This window comes from Egicoccus halophilus (assembly GCF_004300825.1).
GTDB classification, from domain to species: Bacteria; Actinomycetota; Nitriliruptoria; order Nitriliruptorales; family Nitriliruptoraceae; genus Egicoccus; species Egicoccus halophilus.
In genome coordinates, this window is record NZ_CP036250.1 from 412,569 (window position 1) to 430,482 (window position 17,914).

The 17,914-nt window shown below is 71.1% G+C and carries 13 protein-coding genes and 1 tRNA gene; 4 read left to right on the forward strand and 10 right to left on the reverse strand.

The genetic code is table 11. The features are described 5' to 3' along the window. Positions 1–66: 66 nt before the first annotated feature. Positions 67–2,574 carry a M14 family zinc carboxypeptidase gene (locus ELR47_RS01940; RefSeq protein WP_130648358.1) on the reverse strand — a complete coding sequence of 836 codons (2,508 nt, stop codon included), beginning with the start codon at positions 2,572–2,574 and terminating at the stop codon, positions 67–69. A 241-nt stretch (positions 2,575–2,815) separates the two neighbouring features. On the opposite strand from ELR47_RS01940, the gene ELR47_RS01945 reads away from it, so the two are divergent. Beyond that, a complete protein-coding gene (locus ELR47_RS01945; RefSeq protein WP_130648359.1) occupies positions 2,816–3,961 on the forward strand; it encodes an acyl-CoA dehydrogenase family protein in 1,146 nt (381 codons plus the stop codon). Positions 3,962–4,041: 80 nt separating this feature from the next. Here ELR47_RS01945 and ELR47_RS01950 read toward each other — a convergent pair whose 3' ends face one another. Next, positions 4,042–4,653: a TetR/AcrR family transcriptional regulator gene (locus ELR47_RS01950; RefSeq protein WP_229730451.1), complete on the reverse strand. Its 612-nt coding sequence runs from the start codon at positions 4,651–4,653 to the stop codon at positions 4,042–4,044. A gap of 185 nt (positions 4,654–4,838) precedes the next feature. Between ELR47_RS01950 and ELR47_RS01955 the strand changes: the two genes are divergently transcribed. After that, a complete protein-coding gene (locus ELR47_RS01955; protein ID WP_130648361.1) occupies positions 4,839–5,396 on the forward strand; it encodes a VanZ family protein in 558 nt (185 codons plus the stop codon). A 131-nt stretch (positions 5,397–5,527) separates the two neighbouring features. Here the strand turns inward: ELR47_RS01955 and ELR47_RS01960 are convergent, their stop codons facing one another. From ELR47_RS01960 to ELR47_RS01990, 7 genes are all read right to left on the reverse strand, one after another. Beyond that, the gene (locus tag ELR47_RS01960) at positions 5,528–7,309 is read right to left on the reverse strand and encodes a bifunctional metallophosphatase/5'-nucleotidase (RefSeq protein ID WP_130648362.1); all 1,782 of its coding nucleotides are present in this window, start codon (positions 7,307–7,309) and stop codon (positions 5,528–5,530) included. Between the two features lie 305 nt (positions 7,310–7,614). After that, positions 7,615–7,860 carry a hypothetical protein gene (locus tag ELR47_RS01965; protein ID WP_130648363.1) on the reverse strand — a complete coding sequence of 82 codons (246 nt, stop codon included), beginning with the start codon at positions 7,858–7,860 and terminating at the stop codon, positions 7,615–7,617. Positions 7,861–8,115: 255 nt separating this feature from the next. Then, entirely contained in the window at positions 8,116–8,508 is a 393-nt protein-coding gene (locus ELR47_RS01970) for a DoxX family protein (protein WP_130651167.1), read from the reverse strand. Positions 8,509–9,087: 579 nt separating this feature from the next. Continuing rightward, entirely contained in the window at positions 9,088–10,074 is a 987-nt protein-coding gene (locus tag ELR47_RS01975; protein WP_165403792.1) for a DUF4268 domain-containing protein, read from the reverse strand. A gap of 301 nt (positions 10,075–10,375) precedes the next feature. Continuing rightward, a complete protein-coding gene (locus ELR47_RS01980; protein WP_130648365.1) occupies positions 10,376–10,888 on the reverse strand; it encodes a hypothetical protein in 513 nt (170 codons plus the stop codon). Next, positions 10,888–11,451 carry a DUF433 domain-containing protein gene (locus ELR47_RS01985; protein ID WP_130648366.1) on the reverse strand — a complete coding sequence of 188 codons (564 nt, stop codon included), beginning with the start codon at positions 11,449–11,451 and terminating at the stop codon, positions 10,888–10,890. Before ELR47_RS01985 ends, ELR47_RS01980 begins: the two co-directional genes overlap by 1 nt. A 236-nt stretch (positions 11,452–11,687) precedes the next feature. Continuing rightward, positions 11,688–11,761 (reverse strand) — tRNA-Gly (locus ELR47_RS01990). A 137-nt stretch (positions 11,762–11,898) separates the two neighbouring features. On the opposite strand from ELR47_RS01990, the gene dcd reads away from it, so the two are divergent. Then, positions 11,899–12,483: a dCTP deaminase gene (gene dcd, locus ELR47_RS01995; protein WP_130648367.1), complete on the forward strand. Its 585-nt coding sequence runs from the start codon at positions 11,899–11,901 to the stop codon at positions 12,481–12,483. A 266-nt stretch (positions 12,484–12,749) separates the two neighbouring features. Here dcd and ELR47_RS02000 read toward each other — a convergent pair whose 3' ends face one another. After that, positions 12,750–14,984, reverse strand: a complete 2,235-nt coding sequence (locus ELR47_RS02000; RefSeq protein ID WP_205745394.1) for a (Fe-S)-binding protein — start codon at positions 14,982–14,984, stop codon at positions 12,750–12,752. A 239-nt stretch (positions 14,985–15,223) separates the two neighbouring features. Here ELR47_RS02000 and ELR47_RS02005 point away from each other — a divergent pair, with 239 nt between their 5' ends. Further along, the gene (locus tag ELR47_RS02005; RefSeq protein WP_130648369.1) at positions 15,224–17,905 is read left to right on the forward strand and encodes a putative bifunctional diguanylate cyclase/phosphodiesterase; all 2,682 of its coding nucleotides are present in this window, start codon (positions 15,224–15,226) and stop codon (positions 17,903–17,905) included. Positions 17,906–17,914: the final 9 nt, after the last annotated feature.

Here is a 17,914-nt window from a genome sequence, read left to right on the forward strand (position 1 = left end):
GCGTGTCCGGTGCGAACGGGACAGGGCCAGGCGACGTGCGCCGGGCCCTGTTCCGTACCGGGTGGCTCAGTCGGCCGCGGACCACAGCGCCTCGGCGACCTGGGTGAACAGGCCCTCCGGGTGCGTGCGGTACAGCGGCTCGGTCAGGAACAGGGTCACCTCGGCGCCACGTGCGGTGCCGCTGACGACGACCGGCTGTCCGGAGGCTGCCTCCTGCCCGATCCAGTGGCCGGCGAGGAAGAAGTCGCCGTCGGCCAGTCGCTGGTCGACCTGGACGCCGTCGCCCACCGCGGTGAACCAGCGCGGCGCGCTCACGAACGAGCGCGGCCCCGCGTCGGCGGTCACCTGCGAGGCGGGGTCGTTGACCACCTCGACGATGCCGTTGGCGCCGTTGGGGCCGTTGGCCACCGTGACGTCGAGCAGGGACGCGCGGTTGTTGAACAGCACGCCGTTGCTGCCGCGTCCGACGACGCTGCCGCCGGCACCCAACCAGGCCTCGAACGCGGCCTGCCGGGTCGCGTCGAGGTTGGTCGGGTTGAACGTCGACGTGCTGACGAACAGCGCGTCGAAGTCGTCGAAGGCGTAGGTGCCGTTGTTGAACCCGGCGTGCGAGATCGGGGTGACGTCGAAGCCCATGCGACGCAGCGAGTACACCTCGTCGAACAGTCCGCTCGCACCGACGCGGAAGGTGTCGAACGGCTGGGCCTCACGGATGGCCCGGGGGCTGATCAGGTCGAAGGCGACGCCGAAGCGGTTGGCGGCCGTCTGCGCGTGGGCTCGCGCCGAGCCGGGCACGACGAAGGTCCCGTCGGGCGTCCGCGACAGCGAGACCCCCTGCTCGAGCAGGTAGTTGACCGCCTGCACGCCCTGGGCGCCGTCGACGCGCAGACCCCAGTGCGACCGGTTGCCGGGGAACACCGAGCCGGTCACGGTCGGGACCTGCACCGGCTGCAGTGCGGCGTCGGGAAGCGAGCCCGAGTCGACCCGCTCGACGCTGGCACCCCACAGCTCCCCGAGGCTCCACGCCGAGATGTCGTACATCGTCGGGTAGTCCTCGGTGACGTCACGGCCGACGTCGAGGATCGTGTTGGCCAGCCCCCGCTTGGCCTGGTGCAGGTCGACGACGTAGGTGCCGGCCGGGTAGCGGGTGCCGCCGATGGCCGCCGGACGCGCGACGCGGTGCACCTCGACGTCGTTGTCGAGCAGGAACTGCACGAGCCGGGCCGCGGCCGGGTCGCTGCGCTGGTCGTCCCCGACGGGGATCACGTAGGCCCGGGGGAGCTCGATCTCGACCGTCTCGGCGTTGGCGCCGGCGGCCAGTTCGAGCGCGCGCGGGTCGTCGATCGGCCGCAGCGGCTCACCGTGGACGCCGCGCCGGTACAGCTCGAGCTGGTCGGCGAGGACCTCGAGGCGGTTGGCGTTGACGTAGGCGAAGTTGCCCTCGATCGTGGCGCGCGCGACCGCGGTGTTGATGCGGGTGCGATCGTGCCGGTCGGCGACGTTGGACACGCCGCGCGGGTTGAGCGGGAACTCGATCGTGTGACCGACCACGCCGTGGTACATGGCGTACATCGGGGTGAAGATCGGCGGCCAGTCGTCCCAACCGGTGGTGTTGTCGCGGTACGGGATGCGGGTGCGCTGGCCTCCCTGGCCGTCGTTGCAGGTGACGCCGGCGCGGGTCTCGCCGAGCGCGACCACGGCCTGCTCCATCGCCAGGGCGTTGCGCAGCGCCTGACGGATGTAGAGGTCGTACTCGTAGTTGTCGCCGTGCGGGCCGGTCGTCGGCTCGATCAGGGTGCAGCCGACGTAACCGTGCTGGTCGAGGAACGTCAGCGGGTCGTAGCGGATGATCTGGTCACGGATCACGCGCGTCTCGGGCTGCGACTGCGTGATGTGGTCACGGTTCATGTCGAAGCCGGCGGCGTTCGCCCGCGTGGCGTTGACGCGGCCGTCGGGGTTGTTGGTGATCACGAACGCGAGCACGTGCTCGTCGAGGAGTGCACCCACCTCGGGGTCGTCGGAGAAGGCGAGCTCCTCGAGCACCTGCAGCGAAGCGTCGGTGCCCTCCCACTCGTTGCCGTGGATGTTGTTGTTGACCAGCAGCGGCGACTTCCAGTCGTCGTAGCCGCCGGCCTCGAGCAGCGCGATGGCTGCGTCGGGGTCCTCGGTGCGCAGGTCCGACAGTTCCTGCCAGGTCTGCCACTCGGCGTCGGTCATCGGGGAGGTCGCGACCGCGAGGTGCAGGTCACGTCCCTGGGTGGACTGGCCGATGATCTCGACCGAGACCCGCTCGCTGGCCTGCAGCTCGCGCAACTTGGCCGGGATCTCGTGGTACGGGATCAGGTTGAGCGGGATCGAGGCGTCACCCGGCACGACCGGGACGTCCTCGATCACGTCGTTGCGCGGCTGCCCCGTCAGCGGCGCACGTGGCGTGGCCGGTTCGGGGCGCCAGGCGCCGGGACGACCCAGCGCCGGACCGCGCTGCTCGGCGGCACGCGGCGCGACCTGGGCGTCGAGGGCGGTGGGCTCCTGTGCGGCCACGGGTGCGGCGGCGAGCACGGACAACGGAAGCATCGTGGCGGCACCTGCGGCCACCAGACGGCGTATGGACACGGATCGATCCCTCTCGGACGACGACGGAAGCTCTCCCGTACCCGGCGTTCCTAGTCCCGACGGGCCGCCACGCCAATGGGACGTCGCAAACCGTGCGCCCCGACAGCGCCGCCGGGACGGCCGGACGCTACGGTGCCGCGCCGGGAGAACGACAGCGGCCGATTCGTTCCGTCAGGAACGGTCGGCGGGCGGGAGCGAGCGCATGGAGCGACGGGTCTTCACCGACGAGCACGAGGCGTTCCGCGCCACGGTGGCCCGCTTCGTCGACCAGGAGGTGGCGCCCCACCACGCCGAGTGGGAACGCGACGGCCTGGTGCCGCGTGAACTGTGGAAGCGGGCCGGTGCGCTGGGTCTGCTGTGCACCGACGTGCCCGAGGCGTACGGCGGGGGTGGTGTCGCCGACTTCCGCTACAACGCGGTCGTCACCGAGGAGCTGTCGCGGGTGGGCGCGAGCGGGGTCGGCTTCCCGCTGCACAACGACGTCGTGGTGCCCTACCTGCTCGCCCACGCCAGCGACGAGCAGCGGCAGCGCTGGCTCCCCGCCATGGCGGCCGGCGAGACGATCAGCGCCATCGCGATGACCGAGCCGGGGACGGGCTCGGACCTCGCCGGTGTCGCCACGACCGCGATGCGCCAGCCCGACGGCAGCTACCGCCTCGACGGTGCCAAGACGTTCATCACCAACGGGATCCTGGCCGACCTCGTGCTCGTGGTCGCCAAGACCGACCCGGCGGCCGGGCACGGCGGGATGAGCCTGCTGGTGGTCGAGGAGGGCATGCCCGGCTTCACCCGTGGACGCAAGCTGGAGAAGATCGGTCTGCACGCCCAGGACACCGCCGAGCTGTTCTTCGACGACGTCCGGGTCCCGGCCGACAACCTGCTGGGGGAGGAGGGTCACGGCTTCGCCTATCTGATGCAGGCGCTGCCGCAGGAGCGGCTGTCCATCGCGATCGGGGCGATCGCCTCCGCGGCGGCCACGCTGGCGCAGACGGTCGAGTACTGCCGCCAACGCGAGGCGTTCGGGCGGCCGATCGGCTCCTTCCAGCACTCCCGGTTCGTGCTCGCCGAGCTGCACACCGAGGTCACGGTCGGCCAGCAGTTCGTCGACCGCTGTCTCGAGCTGCACACCGAGGGCCGCCTGACGGTGGACGAGGCGGCCATGGCCAAGTTCTGGACCACCGAGCTGCTCGGTCGCGTCGTCGACCGGTGCGTGCAGCTGCACGGCGGGTACGGCTACATGCGCGAGTACCCGGTCGCCCGGGCCTACGTCGACGCGCGGGTGCAGCGGATCTACGGCGGCACCAACGAGATCATGCAGGAGATCATCGGCCGCAGCATGGGCCTGTGAGCGTCGGGCCGGGCGGCGGCTGCGTGCTGCGCACCGGTTGCTCCGCCCGGTCGGTCCGGACCGGTCCGACCCGGCGACCCTCAGACGGGTCGCGGTGACGCCGCCCACGGCGCGGCATGCAGCGTCGCGAGGTGACGCTGCAGCCGTCGGCGGGCCGAGTCCAGGTCGTCCTGGACGCAGTGGTGCAGGATGAGGCCGTCCATCGTGGCCAGCAGGTAGCGGGCCAGTGCCTCGCGTTCGGCGTCGTCGGGGGCGCCGGGGACGGACTCGATCACCGACGAGACGGTCGCCGCGAGGCGTTCGTAGTGCCAGGCGGCCAGAGGCTTGAGCTCCGGGTCACGCAGGGCGTGGATCGTGAGTTCGAACTGGGCCAGCTGGACGTGCGGCGTGCCCTCGACGTAGTCCCAGTAGGCCTGCACGATCGCCTCGAGCGCGCTTGTCAGGTTCGCGCCGTCGGCGGCGACGGCCGCCCGCAGGGCGGCGTCGATCTGGTTGGCCATGCGCTCGATGACGGCCCGCAGCAGCTCGTCCTTGGAGCGGAAGGCGTAGTGGAAGGCGCCCAGCGCCATGTCGGCCTCGTCGGTGATCCGACGGGTCGTGGCGGCCGAGAGTCCCTCGGTCGCGAGGATCGCCAAGGTCGCGTCGACGAGTTCCTCGCGGCGTTCGTGGACGCTTCGCCTGGTGCGTTGCACGGTCAACCCGGCTCCGGACCGGACCCGCAGTGGTCTCGACGGGCCCGCCGAGTACTGTAGCCAGGGCCGTGGTTGGTCAGGCGTCCATCGCCGGTACGGGACGGCCGTTGTCCGCCACGGCGCGTCGGTAGCGTGCGCGCCGCCGGCGCCCCGCCCGTCCCGCGCCGGGTGGAGATCCGACGCCCGTGCCCCGTCCCTTGAGCCTCGTGGGCGCCGTGCTGGCGGCGCTGCTGCTGGGTGCCCTCGTCGGCGCGCTGCTGTCCCGACGGCGCGCCGCGGCCGACGCGCCGGGCGCGGAACCGGTCCCGGCCGACGCGTGGTTCGACGGGCTGCTCGTGGGGTGGCTCGGCATGGTCGCGGTGGCCACCCTCACGCCGTTGTCGCGTTTCGGGATGCTGGCCGGGACACCGGAGGTGGTGCTCACACCGCTCGAGCGGCTGGCCGGCGCGCCGGGCATCTACGCGCTCGTCAACGTCCTGCTGCTGGCCCCGGTCGGGCTGCTGCTGGTCCTACGGGGGGCCAGGGCGCGGATCGGCGCGGCGATCGCGTGCGGCACGGCCGTGTCGTTCACCGTCGAGGTGCTGCAACTGGCGCATCCCGATCGGGTGACCAACGTCGACGACCTGGTGCTCAACACCGCCGGCGTGGTCGCCGGCGCACTGCTCGGCGCCGTGCTGCGGCCGTCGCTGACCCGCTCCCGCCGACGCCGTGCACCCGCCGACCGTCCGCCGCCCGACCGCTGACCCTGCCAGGTCCCACCGGGCGGGTCGTGGGCGGCGGTGCGTGGCCGGCGGGGCGCCGGCGACGGATGCCCCGGACACGACGAGGGGGCGGCACGGGCCGCCCCCTCGCTCGCGCTGGTGCTGGTTTCAGGTCACGGGACGACCGTGACCGGGGTGCCCTGGTGGACCAGGCGCCAGTCGATGCTGGCGAAGTCGGCCGGGTCGACGACGTCACGGGACTGGATCCACTCGATCAGGAGGTCCTGGACGTCCGGGTTGCCGAAGAAGGCGATCGGCGCGTCGGTCACGTGCGGGTGGCCGCAGCCACCGCCGTGGCGGTAGTTGTTGATCGCCAGGACGAACTCGGCCTGCGGGTCGATGGGCTCGCCGTCGAAGGTCAGGTTCGTGATCCGTTGCCCGACGGGACGCGACAGGTCGATGTCGTAGGACACCCCGTCGATGACGTCGTAGCAGTAGGTCGGGACGGTGCCGGCCACCTGGGCACGTCGGTGGGGGCCGGACGAGTCGACCTGCCGGAAGTACGCGGCGGACGACTCGAGGTAGTCGGCGACCTGCTGGCCGTCGAGCACGACGCCACGCAGGGTGTTCTCGTAGACGTAGACGGCCGCGACGTCACGGACCGACACGTTCCCCTGCGGGATGGCGGCGCTGCGGGCCAGCGGGGCGGTGATCGACAGCACCGGCAGGTCCGCCCACGCGGTGCCCGCGATGCCGGCCTCGACGGCCTCGGCCTGCACGGTGTTGATCAGGTCCATGATCGGCACGTCGAGGTAGTCGGCGGCCTCCATCGACAGCCGCTCGAGGGACGTCCCGATCGGCGCGTTGACGTAGTCGACGACCCGCTGGTGCTGCTCGGCGACCAGGTCGACGATCGCGGGATCGTCGGCGACGGTGTCGGCCGCGCGGGTCTCGGCCCGCTTGGAGACGACCGTCCACTGCCCGCGGACCATGCGCAGCTGGAGGTCGGCGACGCTCAGGTGCTGCCCGTGGGAGCCCGGCTGGGTGACCAGGACCCGCTCGCCGGTCTGCTGGTTGGTGACGAACTGCTCGTCGATGCGGGTGTGCGAGTGCGCCGGCAGGACGACGTCGATGCCCGGCACCTGCTCGGCGACCGCGCGGCCGAAGTTCTCCGGGTGCGGCAGCAGGTCGCCGTAGGACGAGCCCGAGCCCATGCCGGCGTGGATGGCGGCGACGACGACGTCGGCGCCGGCGGCACGCAGACGGGGCACGTAGGCCTTGGCGGTCTCGAGGCCGTCGACGAAGTCGAGCTGGCCCTCGACGTGGGTGCGGTCCCACAGGGCGCTGCCCGGGGTGGTGAGGCCGAGCACGCCGACCTTGATCGGCTTGTGCCCCCGCAGGTTGACGGTCTCGATCACGTAGGGCTCGAACGCCGGACGGTCCGTCCCGGCCTCGAGCACGTTGGCGCCGAGCAGCGGCGCGTCGAGCTGGTCGCGGAAGGCGTACAGGTGGGGCAGGCCGAAGTTGAACTCGTGGTTGCCCACCACCATCGCGTCGTAGCCGATCGCGTTCATCGCCGTGGCGACCGGGTTCGGCACGCCATCGGCAGTCGGCTCACGTCGGGCGTAGTAGGCGCCGAGCACGGTGCCCTGGATCGAGTCACCGATGTCGAGCAGCAGCGTCTGCTCGGCGCCCTTCTCGGCCCGGACCTCGTTCACCAGTGACGAGAGGCGGCTGAAGCCGCGGGCCGGCGTGAAGGGGCGGTCGTTGAGGTAGTCGACGTTCAGCACGCGGCCGTGCACGTCGGCCGTGGCCATCAGCGTGATCTCGGCCGTGTGGTTCTGCACGGCCCGTGGATTGGTCGGCTGCGCCAGCGCGGGAGCGCCGAGCAGGAGCGCCAGCAGCACGGCGAACGCCGTGACACCGGGGACCCGACGTCGGGAGGAAGTGGTCACCGAGGATTCCTTCGTGGCTCCGGCCCGGCAGGCCGGAGGGGGACGGTTCGAGGCAGTGCTCGCGCCCGCCCTCGCGACGCGGAGCGACGCACGGCGGACGGGCGGCCCGAGCGAGCACGAGGCTCCCACGGACGGATGACGCGACGGTTTCCCCGGGGGAACGACAATCCCTCGGGACCCCGACCGGTGCGTCCGTGAACCCGCACGGTCGGTGGCGTGCCGCGGCCAACCCGGGCGGGCACGCTAGTGCGCTGCCCCCGGACCGCCCACCTCGATGCGCCAGCGGCACGGCACGTCGGGGCGGTTCAGCAGAGCGCGTCCATCTCCGGGCCGACCACCAGTCCCGGGAAGGCGCCCGGCCCCGAGGTGGCGACGCCCGACGCCGTCTGCCCGAAGACGGCGCCGAGCTGGGTCGCGAGCCCAGCCACGTTGCCGCCGAACGCGGCGCAGCCGGGTCCGGGCGCATGCGCCGGCGGGGCCGCGTGCGCGGCCATCGGGATCAGGGCGAGCACGCCCGCGGTCAGGGCGATCACGGCACGCCGTCGGTGCATCTCGAAGACCTCCTCGGTCAACGTCCACGGACCCGCGGGTCCGGCGCGTGCCGACGCACGTCCGCGCCCCCGTGAGCCCACCTGCTCTGCTCCTCGATACACCGGCCGGGGCGGCCGGTCAAGCGCATGGCGCTGCGCCGGATCGGTCTTCCGTCTCCGCGTCGCGAACCGGCGTGACCCCGGTGCGGAGGTACGCCTGACGGGCCGGGCGGAGACTCGCCTCGCCGCCCGCTGCTGACCGCGCGGCAGGGGCGGTCAGCGTCGCCGTGCGCGCCAGGTCCGCCACGCCCCGGTCGACCAGAGCGCCCAGGCGACCAGCACCGGCTGGAAGAACAGACGCACGAAGCGGGCCTGGTCGGTGTCCAGCCCGAAGCCGTCGGTGCCTTCGAGGTACTGCGCGATGTTGCCCGGGAAGATCGCCACGAAGAACGCGGCGGTGACCCACCCGACCTGGGGACGCTTGCGTCCGGAGAGCAGGGCCAGCCCGAGCGCGATCTCGGCGAAGCCGGAGCCGAGCACCACCAGGTCCTGGTCGACCGGCACCCACTCGGGGACCTGGGCCTGGAACTCCTCGCGACCGATGGTGAGGTGGCTGGTCCCCGCGAAGGTCAGGAACCCGCCGAGCACCCAACGGACGACGTTGCGCAGCGTGCCGCCAGCGGCGTGGGCCGCCTCGCCGGTCGCGTCGTCGGCGGTGGCCTCAGCACCGGACGCCGCGAGGGAACGTGCTGCCTCGCCGCTCTTCTTCCCGACCACCGGTTCCCCGTTCGTCGTCGGGTGCTGCGCGGCCACCCATCAAAGCCGACGGCGAGGGGACGCGACGCGGTCACCGCCCCTCCATGAAGCGACGGCGGTCCACGCGTGGATCAGCGACGGCGCGCCGGGGCGGCCGGCACTGGGCCGCGAGGACGCCGGAGCGATGACCACCTCGGTGGCTGTCTGCGCATCCCGACGAGAACGCGCCCCACCTGAGTGAGCAGGCACCCGACACCAGGCCGACAGGGGCGCTCCGGTTCCACGCCCGAGGAGTGCCAACGGAGATGGATGGGAGAATGGAGATGGATGGATGGAGGGGTGTTGGCGAAAAGGCCGGTGGGGTAGGTAGCGGGGCTTCTGTGGGGTTTTGAGGAGCCTGTCGGAGGGTCGCCCTACGGTTCCGGTCGAGTTACCTCACGTTCTTTTCGCTACCGGTTTCCGACGTCCTGGGCCAGATGACTGGCGTCGGGCTCACCCGGCAGGGTCGCCGGCGGGAACGGGTGGGACGTAGGGCGTGAGCTGATCGATGTGGGGTTGGAACGCGTCGCGGAAGGCCCCGAGGTTGGTGACGATCCAGTCGCGGTGAGTGTCCCACTGGTCTTCGTTGTCGACGCTGGCGTCGTCGAACGGTGCGTACAGCGAGATGCGTGACGCGCGCTTGTTGGGGATGGCGTCCCAGTCGAGGCCGGGCAGTGTCGCGTTGATCTGCTCCCGGACGCTGGCGAGCTGCTCCCAGAGGTGTTGCTGTGCTTGCTCGTTCGGTCCGTCGACGTATAGCTCGATACGCAGCTTCCGATCGCCGGTGAACGCGATGGAGTAGAAGGGGTAGGTCTTGCCGGATGGCATGGGCATCCAGCTGTCCTTGGGTGGGACAGACTTGTTGCTCCACCCGGGGTAGGTCGTCTGGAGCCGTTCGATCAGCGGTTCCCAGAACGCGGCGTAGAGCTGGCCGCGGGCGCTGACGGTGCTGGTGGCTTGCGTGACCTGTTTGGCCCACTGGTCGGGCTCGACCACGGTGGTGAGCTGGACGGCGACCGGTGAGGTGTCGATCTGGAGCGCTTCGATCCGCAGCCCGAAGAACCCGACGCCTTCGACGCTGTTGTGGTTGACCCACTCGATCGCTGAGCGGTGCTCGGGCCGGAATCGTTCCGCGATCCATACGGCGTAGGCGGCTTCCTGGCCGGCGGCGTAGGTGAGCAGCTTGCCGAGGTGGTCGTGGTCAGTCGGGCCGAACTGGTTCTCGATCACGACCAGGTCGTCCGTGCCGGCGATCTGTGCAACGACGTCGACGCGGAACGGTCCGACCGCGACCTCGGTGGCGACCAGCTCCAGGTCGAGGCCGATCTGTGCGGAGAGGTAGTTGAGGTTCGCCGCGAGCCACGGGGTGAAGTCACTCGATTCCGAGGTCCACACTGTCCGGATCGGTAGACGCCGGAGTTGCCCGAACTCGACGGCCATGGTTCCCCCTCGATGGACGTGCCGGGGACCGTAGTCGCCCGGGTGTGGATCAGCACCAGGTCGATCACGGCGGGTTGTCCGGGCCCAGATCGAGTTCATCAGCCTGATCAGCGACGAGCTGACCGAGCGGGACGTGGTCGAACCCGGTCGGGTCTACGAGGACCCCTACGTCGGCCTTGCCCCCCGCGGCCCCGGACCAGTTCACCGAGGACGAACTCGATCGGTCGTCCCAGACGCTTGAACGTCTCGGCCCGACCGACCGATGGTGCCGAGTCCTGAGATCAGGCCACTGGTGCGCCTGTCACCGCACCCGGTAGTCGTGGCCGGGCGGGTACTCCTGCCGATCACCGAAGGGCCGACCGAAGTCCGCCTTGGCTTCTGCCCAGTCGACTCCGAGTTCGTCGGTCAGTCGCGTTTTCGCGCGCCTGAGCCTCACGCGGGAAGGCTTGATCCGCACGTACATCCCCTGCGGCGTGTTGCCCTTGAGTACGTCGCGGAGGTCGCGGAGGAGCACCCCGGTCGCGAAGACCGGATCGTCGCCCGCGCCTTCGATGGCGACGACGGTGAGGCGCGTCTGCTCGACGGCGACGAGGACCCGCTTGTCGTCGAGCATCTTGTGGTTGTTCGTGGCCATCACTGGGAACGCGCGACGGTGCAGCTCGTAGACGAGATCGTGGTCTTCCAACCGGTTGAGGTCATGAGGCGGCAGGCTTTTGATCCAGTGGAAGGCGAACTCTGGAATCCACCTCTCAACGCCGCGCAGCAACGGCTCAGGGAAGTTGTGGTCGAGAGCGACGGGCGTGGCGGCCGCCATCAGCTCGCAGCGCGCGCCAGCCGCTGCTCGAAGCTCAGCGCTTCGGCCAGGGCGTCGACATCCTCGTCCGGGTAGAGGGCCGCGATCGTGTCCAGGTCGTACCCGCGCTCTGCCAGCGCGGCGATCGTCCGCGTGGTCAAGCGCGTGCCGAGCAGGTGCGGCTCGCCAGCGCATCGGCCGGGCACGATGCGCAGATGTGCGTCAGGCTCGCGGAGGTCCGGACCATCCTCGAACGGCGCGAAGAGATCCAGGGCATCGTCGAAGGCGCGCTGCCCGCTGACGTTTTCCGAGCGCTCGACGTGGAAGACGTGACCAGAGGCGTCGACGGCGATGGTGGGGCGAGCGTGGCCGGATGCGGCCTCACGCCAGAGGTCATCGACGAACCGGTCGAGCATCGCCCGGACCTCCGCCATCGCTGTCCTGCGGGCGTCAGGCTTGTCGGAGCGCAGCCACCTAACCAGTCGGAGGGTTAGCAGGTCGCCGTAGGACCACAGCTTCTCTCGGGATGGCGAGATGGACGGCACGACGACGTCCTTGCGCGCCCAGTCGTAGACCGTGCTCAACGGGACCCCGGCCAAGGCGGCAGCCCTCGGGGCCTCGTACGCCCCAAGGTCCAGCCTGCTTATGGCCGCCGTCACGTTCGGCCTCCCTCGTGCGACACCGAGTGTAGGTCGCCCAGCAGCTCGAGAGCCGAGATCGGACTGCTACACGAGCGAGGACCCGGCCGCCAGGGCCGGGTCCTCCGCCACACGATCATTTCGCGAACCGTTGGAGGGTTTATCGCGAAGACCCCATGGAATGGAGCGGGTGAGGGGAATCGAACCCCCGTCACCAGCTTGGGAAGCTGGGGCTCTACCATTGAGCTACACCCGCGGGTCGCGCTCGAGGGTCCTGGATCGCAGGAACCGACTCGTCGCGCGGCTGCGGAAGGTACTGCCCCGACCGTGCCGGTGGCAACGCGGGGCGCGCCGACGTGCTGGCACCGTCCTCGCTCTCGTCCTGGAGTCCGCGTGATCCTGTCCGACCGCTCCATCCGCAGCGCCCTGCAGACCGGCCGGCTGGTGGTCGAGCCGCTCGACGACGGCGCGGTGCAGCCCTCCAGCGTCGACGTCCGGCTCGCCCCGCACTTCCGGGTGTTCGCCAACCACCGCTACGCGATGATCGACGTCCGCCAGGAGCAGCCCGACCTCACCGACCTCGTCGAGGTCCCGCTCGGCGAGCCGTTCGTACTGCACCCGGGGGAGTTCGTGCTCGGCTCCACCCTCGAGCGCATCGCGCTGCCCGACGACCTCGTCGCCCGTATCGAGGGCAAGAGCTCGCTGGCCCGTCTCGGCCTGGTCATCCACAGCACCGCCGGGTTCGTCGACGCCGGGTTCGCGGGGGACGTGACCCTGGAGCTGTCCAACGTCGCGACCCTGCCGATCCTGCTCTATCCCGGCATGCGGATCGCCCAGTTCGCCTTCTTCCAGCTCGACACCCCGGCTGAGCATCCCTACGGCAGCCGCGCCCCCGGCTCGAAGTACCAGGGCCAGCAGGGCCCCACCGCATCGCGTTACCACCTCAACCGGATCCGCGACCCGCGCGACCCTGCCTGAGCGGCAGCCGTCGAGCGCGGAACGCCGGGGCCCTGCCTGACTAGTGACAAGGTGCTATCGGCCCGCTACGCTGTGACACACGGGGAGCGGGTCTCTGTCCCGGATCCGACCTCGTCGTTTCACGTCGAACCGGCAGCGACCTCGCTGTCGCCCCGGCTGCGTTGGACGTCCCCTCCGGCGCCCGCGGACATCCCTGTACCGGATCGACGACCAGGGCCCCCGGTGATCTCCACACCGGGGGCCCACTCGTTGCGTCCGGAGTCCTCCTAGGCCTGGCCGGCGGGCTCCTGCGTCGGCGTGGCGCCGTCGCCGCCGCCCGCGCCGGCGACCCCCTGCGCCGCCATCGGCAGCAGCCGGCCGCGCTGCAGGACCTCGGAGATGTCGAGCACCTCGACCTGGCCCTCGGTCAGCGAGCCCTCCTGCACCTTCTGCGCGATGCCGTCGGACAGCATCGTGGTGCAGAACGGACACGCGGTCGAGATCAGGTCGGGATCGAGCTCGAGCGCCTCGTCGACGCGCTCCATGTTGACGCGCTTGCCGATGTTCTCCTCGACCCACATGCGCGCCCCGCCGGCGCCGCAGCAGAAGCCGTTGGAGCGGCAGCGTCCCATCTCGGTCGGCTGCAGTCCCGGCACGGCGTCGACGACCTTGCGCGGCGTCGAGTACACCTCGTTGTGGCGGCCCAGGTAGCACGGGTCGTGGTAGGTGACCTTCGCGTCGAGCTCGCGGGTCGCGACCAGCCGGCCCTCGTCGATGAGGTGGGCGAGGACCTCGGAGTGGTGCAGCACCTCGAAGTGACCGTCGAAGTCGGGGTACTCGTTCTTCAGCGTGTTGAAGCAGTGCGGGCACCACGCGATGATCTTGAGGTGGTTGCCGTCGGCGCGCGGGTTGGTGGTGTCGGCGCCGACGGACTTGAGCGTCTCGACGTTCTGCATCGCCAGCATCTGGAACAGGTACTCCATGCCCAGCCGGCGGGCGGGGTCACCGTTGCAGGTCTCGTTCTTGCCGAGGATGGCGAAGTTCACCCCGGCGTCGTGCAGCAGCTGCGCCGTGGCCTGGGTGATCTTCTTCGAGCGGTCGTCGACCGCGCCGGCGCACCCGGTCCAGAACAGGTACTCGACGTCGGCCGGTGCCTCGGTGCCCGGCGTGAGCACCGGGATGTCGAACTCGAGCTTGGTGGTCCACTCCTCGCGCTTGGACTGCCCGACGCCCCACGGGTCGCCGGCGTTCTCCACGTTGCGGAGCATGACGCCGGCCTCCTGCGGGAAGCTCGACTCCATCATGGTCTTGTAGCGGCGCATGTCCATGATCATGTCGACGTGCTCGATGTCGACCGGGCACTCCTCGACGCAGGCGCCACACGTCGTGCACGACCACAGCACGTCGTAGTCGATGACCGCGTTCTGTTGCCCCGGGGTGTCGCCGACGAGCTGCATGTCCAGCACGTCCGCGGCCTGCTCCTCGGTCTGGTCGCCGAGCAGGAACGGCCCCTTGGCGTAGAGGTGGTCGCGCAGGTCCATCACCAGCATCTTGGGCGACAGCGGCTTGCCGGTGTTCCACGCCGGGCACTGCGACTGGCAGCGCCCGCACTCGGTGCAGGTGTACATGTCGAACACGTGCTTGAACCCGAAGTCCTCGATCTTGCCCACGCCGAGCACGGTGTCCTCGTCCATGCTCTCCATGTCGATGAGCTCGGTCCGCAGCGGGCCGAGCGCCTTGGGCTGGCGGGCGAACAGCTCCTGGAACGGGATCGTCGCGACGTGGAGGTGCTTGGAGTTCAGGGTGAACAGCAGGAACCAGCCGACGATGCCGAGGTGACCGATCAGCATGATCGTGCTGGTCAGCTCGAGCGCGAACGGGCTCATGCCGTCGAAGATCGGCGCGATGCCGACCGACAGGAACGCGGCCTCGGTCGGGGCGTGGTCGAGCGCGGCGCGGATGCCGTGGGCGACCAGCAGCGTCCAGACGACGAGGAACTCGCCCATCAGCACCCACCAACCCTGGTTGAGGTTGGAGCCGGCGAACCGGCTGCGACGTCCGACCCGCCGAGGGTCGAGCGCGAGGCGGATACCGGCGAAGATCGCGATGCCCAGCGTGGTCAGCAGGATCATGCTGTCCTGGAGGAACCCGAGCACGTCGTAGGCGGTGACGCCGAACAGCCCGATGCGGTTGAGCAGCGGGATCTGGAAGGTCGGGTCGAACAGCTCGCCGGCGGCCTCGATGAGGGTGGTCTGGATGACGAGGAAGGCCCAGAACACGAAGAAGTGGGCGATGCCCGGCAGCGACCAGCGCAGCAGCTTCTGCTGGCCGAGGATCTTGGTGAACAGGTACTTGACGTTGCCCATCACGGCGTCGCGGGTCACCCGCTCGGGCATCGGCCGGGCCACCTTCACCAGCCCGTAGAGGAACTGCACCCGACGGGCGGCCAGCGTGCCGACCACCGCGACCAGCGTCACGGCCCCGCCGATGCGGATCAGCGTCAGCAGCAGGTCCTCGTTCACGCCGTCTCCCGTCTGTGGCGCCCCCACCGGGCGCGGCACGGTGAGTGTAGGTAGCGGCCGAAACCCGCCCCAAGGTGACGCGCACGTCGACACCGCCGGGCCGGCCGCCCGGCGCTCCGGTCGCACGACGGGCACGGCGCGAGGCCGCGGCGCGGCGATCGGCTCGCGACAGCACCGCTCCAGATCCGGGGGCATCGGCCGATGTTGTCGAGGACGACCCGACCTGCCCGGAGCGTGTGGTGCAACGCGCCTTCGACCTGATCCGACACGGACCTCCCAGCGCGGCCGACGACTGGCCGCTGCTGCAGCGCATGCGCTGGCGCTTCGTGCTGCTCAACCTGGTCACCGTGGCGGTGTCGCCGTTCAGCCTGCCGTACCTGCTCGACCAGCCCGGCGGCCACCCGTGGCGCTACCTCGCCGCGATGGTCGTCTTCGGGGCCTGGAACCTCGCCCTGTACCGCACCGCCGGCCGCTCCGCCGCACTGCGGCTGGCCGGACCGGTCCTGGTCGGCGGCATCGCGCTGGCCGCCGGCCACCACACCTGGGCGTTCGGGCCGGTCTTCACCGTGGTCTTCCTGGACAGCCTCTACGGCGACCGGCGCTCGGTCGTGCGCTCGGCCCTCGCCTACCTCGCCGCGTACGAACTGGCCGTGGCGGTGACCGCCGGACGGGTCGAGCTGCTCTCCGCGCAGCTGGCCAGCATGTCGATCGGGTTGCTGGTCGTCGCACTGATGATGGCCGAGATGGCGCGCATCCTGCGCACCGGGGACCAGGCCCGCCGCCGCGACGAGGTGCTCGCCACGGTGGGACGCGCCCTGCGGCTCGCGCCGGACGCCGACCGGGTGCTGGAGGTCGCCGCACACGGCATCGCCGAGGTGGTGACCGTGAGCGGGGCCGAGCCGGTGCAGGTCGGCATGTGGCGCCGGCGCGGAGGCGACCTGGTCCTGGTGGCCAACTGGGGTGAGCCCTCCGCGGTGCAACGGCTGTGCTACGCCGACGTGGCCGCCACCCTCGGTCCGTCCTACGACCCGGGCGCGGTGCTGCGGTTGTCGCCCGAACAGCTGCGTCGGACCGAGGCCGCGCTCGGGTCGCCTGCCTCCCGCGAGCACGGCCTGTCCCTGCCGCTGGGCGACGACGACGAGTCGCTGGCGAAGGTGTTCGTCCGTAGCCGGCGCCCGGTGTCCGACGACGAGGTCGGGGCCCTGCGGCGGTTCGCGGACGAGTTCGTGCTCGCCGATCGCGCCGCCCGTCACACCGCTCTGCTCTCCGCGGTCGTCGACGGCTCGCCGAGCGGCATCGCCCTGGTCGACGACGCCGACCGGCTCGCGTTCGCCAGCCCGGCGGTCGCGGAGCTGGCGGGCCGCCCGATCGCCCACGGGGACCCGATCGGGACCCTGCTCGTGCACGGTCCCGGTGGCCGGCGCGTCGAGCGGCTCGCGGACCTCGACGAGCACGCCGGCGACCTGGCCGTGCGGCGGCCCGACGGCACCCTGCGCGAGGTCGAGGTCTCCCGCCGCGACCTGCCGGGCGAGGGCACCGTCCTCAACCTGCGGGACGTGTCCGACCAGCGACGTCTCCAGGAGGAGATCAGCTTCCGTGCCTTCCACGACACCCTGACGGGCATCCCCAACCGGGCCCTGTTCCTCGACCGGCTCGACCGGGCACTCGCCCAGGCCGCCCGTCACGGCACGACCGTGGCGGTGGCCCTGCTCGACCTCGATGACTTCAAGGCCATCAACGACGGACAGGGCCACCTCGCCGGTGACCGGGTGCTGGCACACGTGGCCGGCCAGCTGCAGGCCCGGGTCCGCGAGGCCGACACCGTCGCGCGGCTCGGCGGGGACGAGTTCGCCCTGCTGCTCGACGGCGTCGACGCCGAGCCCGACGTCGAGGACCTGCTCAACGACCTGCTCGCGGGCCTGCGCGAGCCGGTGCAGCTCGACGGTCACGCCGTCAGCGTCGCCGCGTCGTGCGGTCTGGTGCTCTCGCGCGGGGAGCACGACGCGGCGGCCGCGCTGGGCGACGCGGACCTGGCGATGTACGCCGCCAAGGAGGCCGGCAAGGGCACCGTGGTGGTGTTCGACCGGGAGCTGCGCGTCGCCGCCGAGGAACACCTGCTGCTGCGCGGCGACCTCGAGGTCGGCATCGGGCGCGACGAACTGCGGCTGCACTATCAACCGGTCGTCGCCGTGGCCGACGGACACCCCATCGGTGCCGAGGCGCTGGTGCGCTGGGAACACCCCCACCGGGGACTGCTGTACCCGGACGCCTTCGTGCCCATCGCCGAGCGCAGCGGGCTGGTCGGCGAACTCGGACGGTGGGTCCTGCGCGCCGCCTGCCGGGAGGTGGCCGGCTGGATCGCCGAGGGCACCGTCGACCGCCGATTCCAGGTCCACGTCAACCTCTCGGCGCACGAACTGGCCGGCCCCGACCTGGTCGGTGAGGTCGAACGGGCCCTGACGGACGCGGGACTGGACCCGGCCCAGCTGGTGATCGAGATCACCGAGACGGCCCTGGCGAGCAACCCGGAGATCGCCGAACAGACCCTGCGGGCACTGCACCGGCTCGGGATCGGCATCGCCATCGACGACTTCGGGACCGGCTACGCCTCGTTCACCTACCTGCGACGGTTCCCGGTCGACATCGTCAAGATCGACCGCAGCTTCGTGACCGACGTGACCGACGGCCCCGAGCAGGCGGCGCTGGCCCAGGCGATCGTGCGTCTCGCCTCCAGCCTGTGCCTGTCGACGGTCGCCGAAGGGGTCGAGCGTCCCGAGACCCGTGAGCTGCTGGCCGGTTGGGGCTGCGAGCACGGCCAGGGATGGCTGTGGTCCAAGGCCGTACCGGGAGCCGACTTCGTGACCTGGATGCGGCGCCACCGCGCGCCGGAACCACCGTTGGTCGCCGTTCCGGTCGGTTGAGCGCCGGGC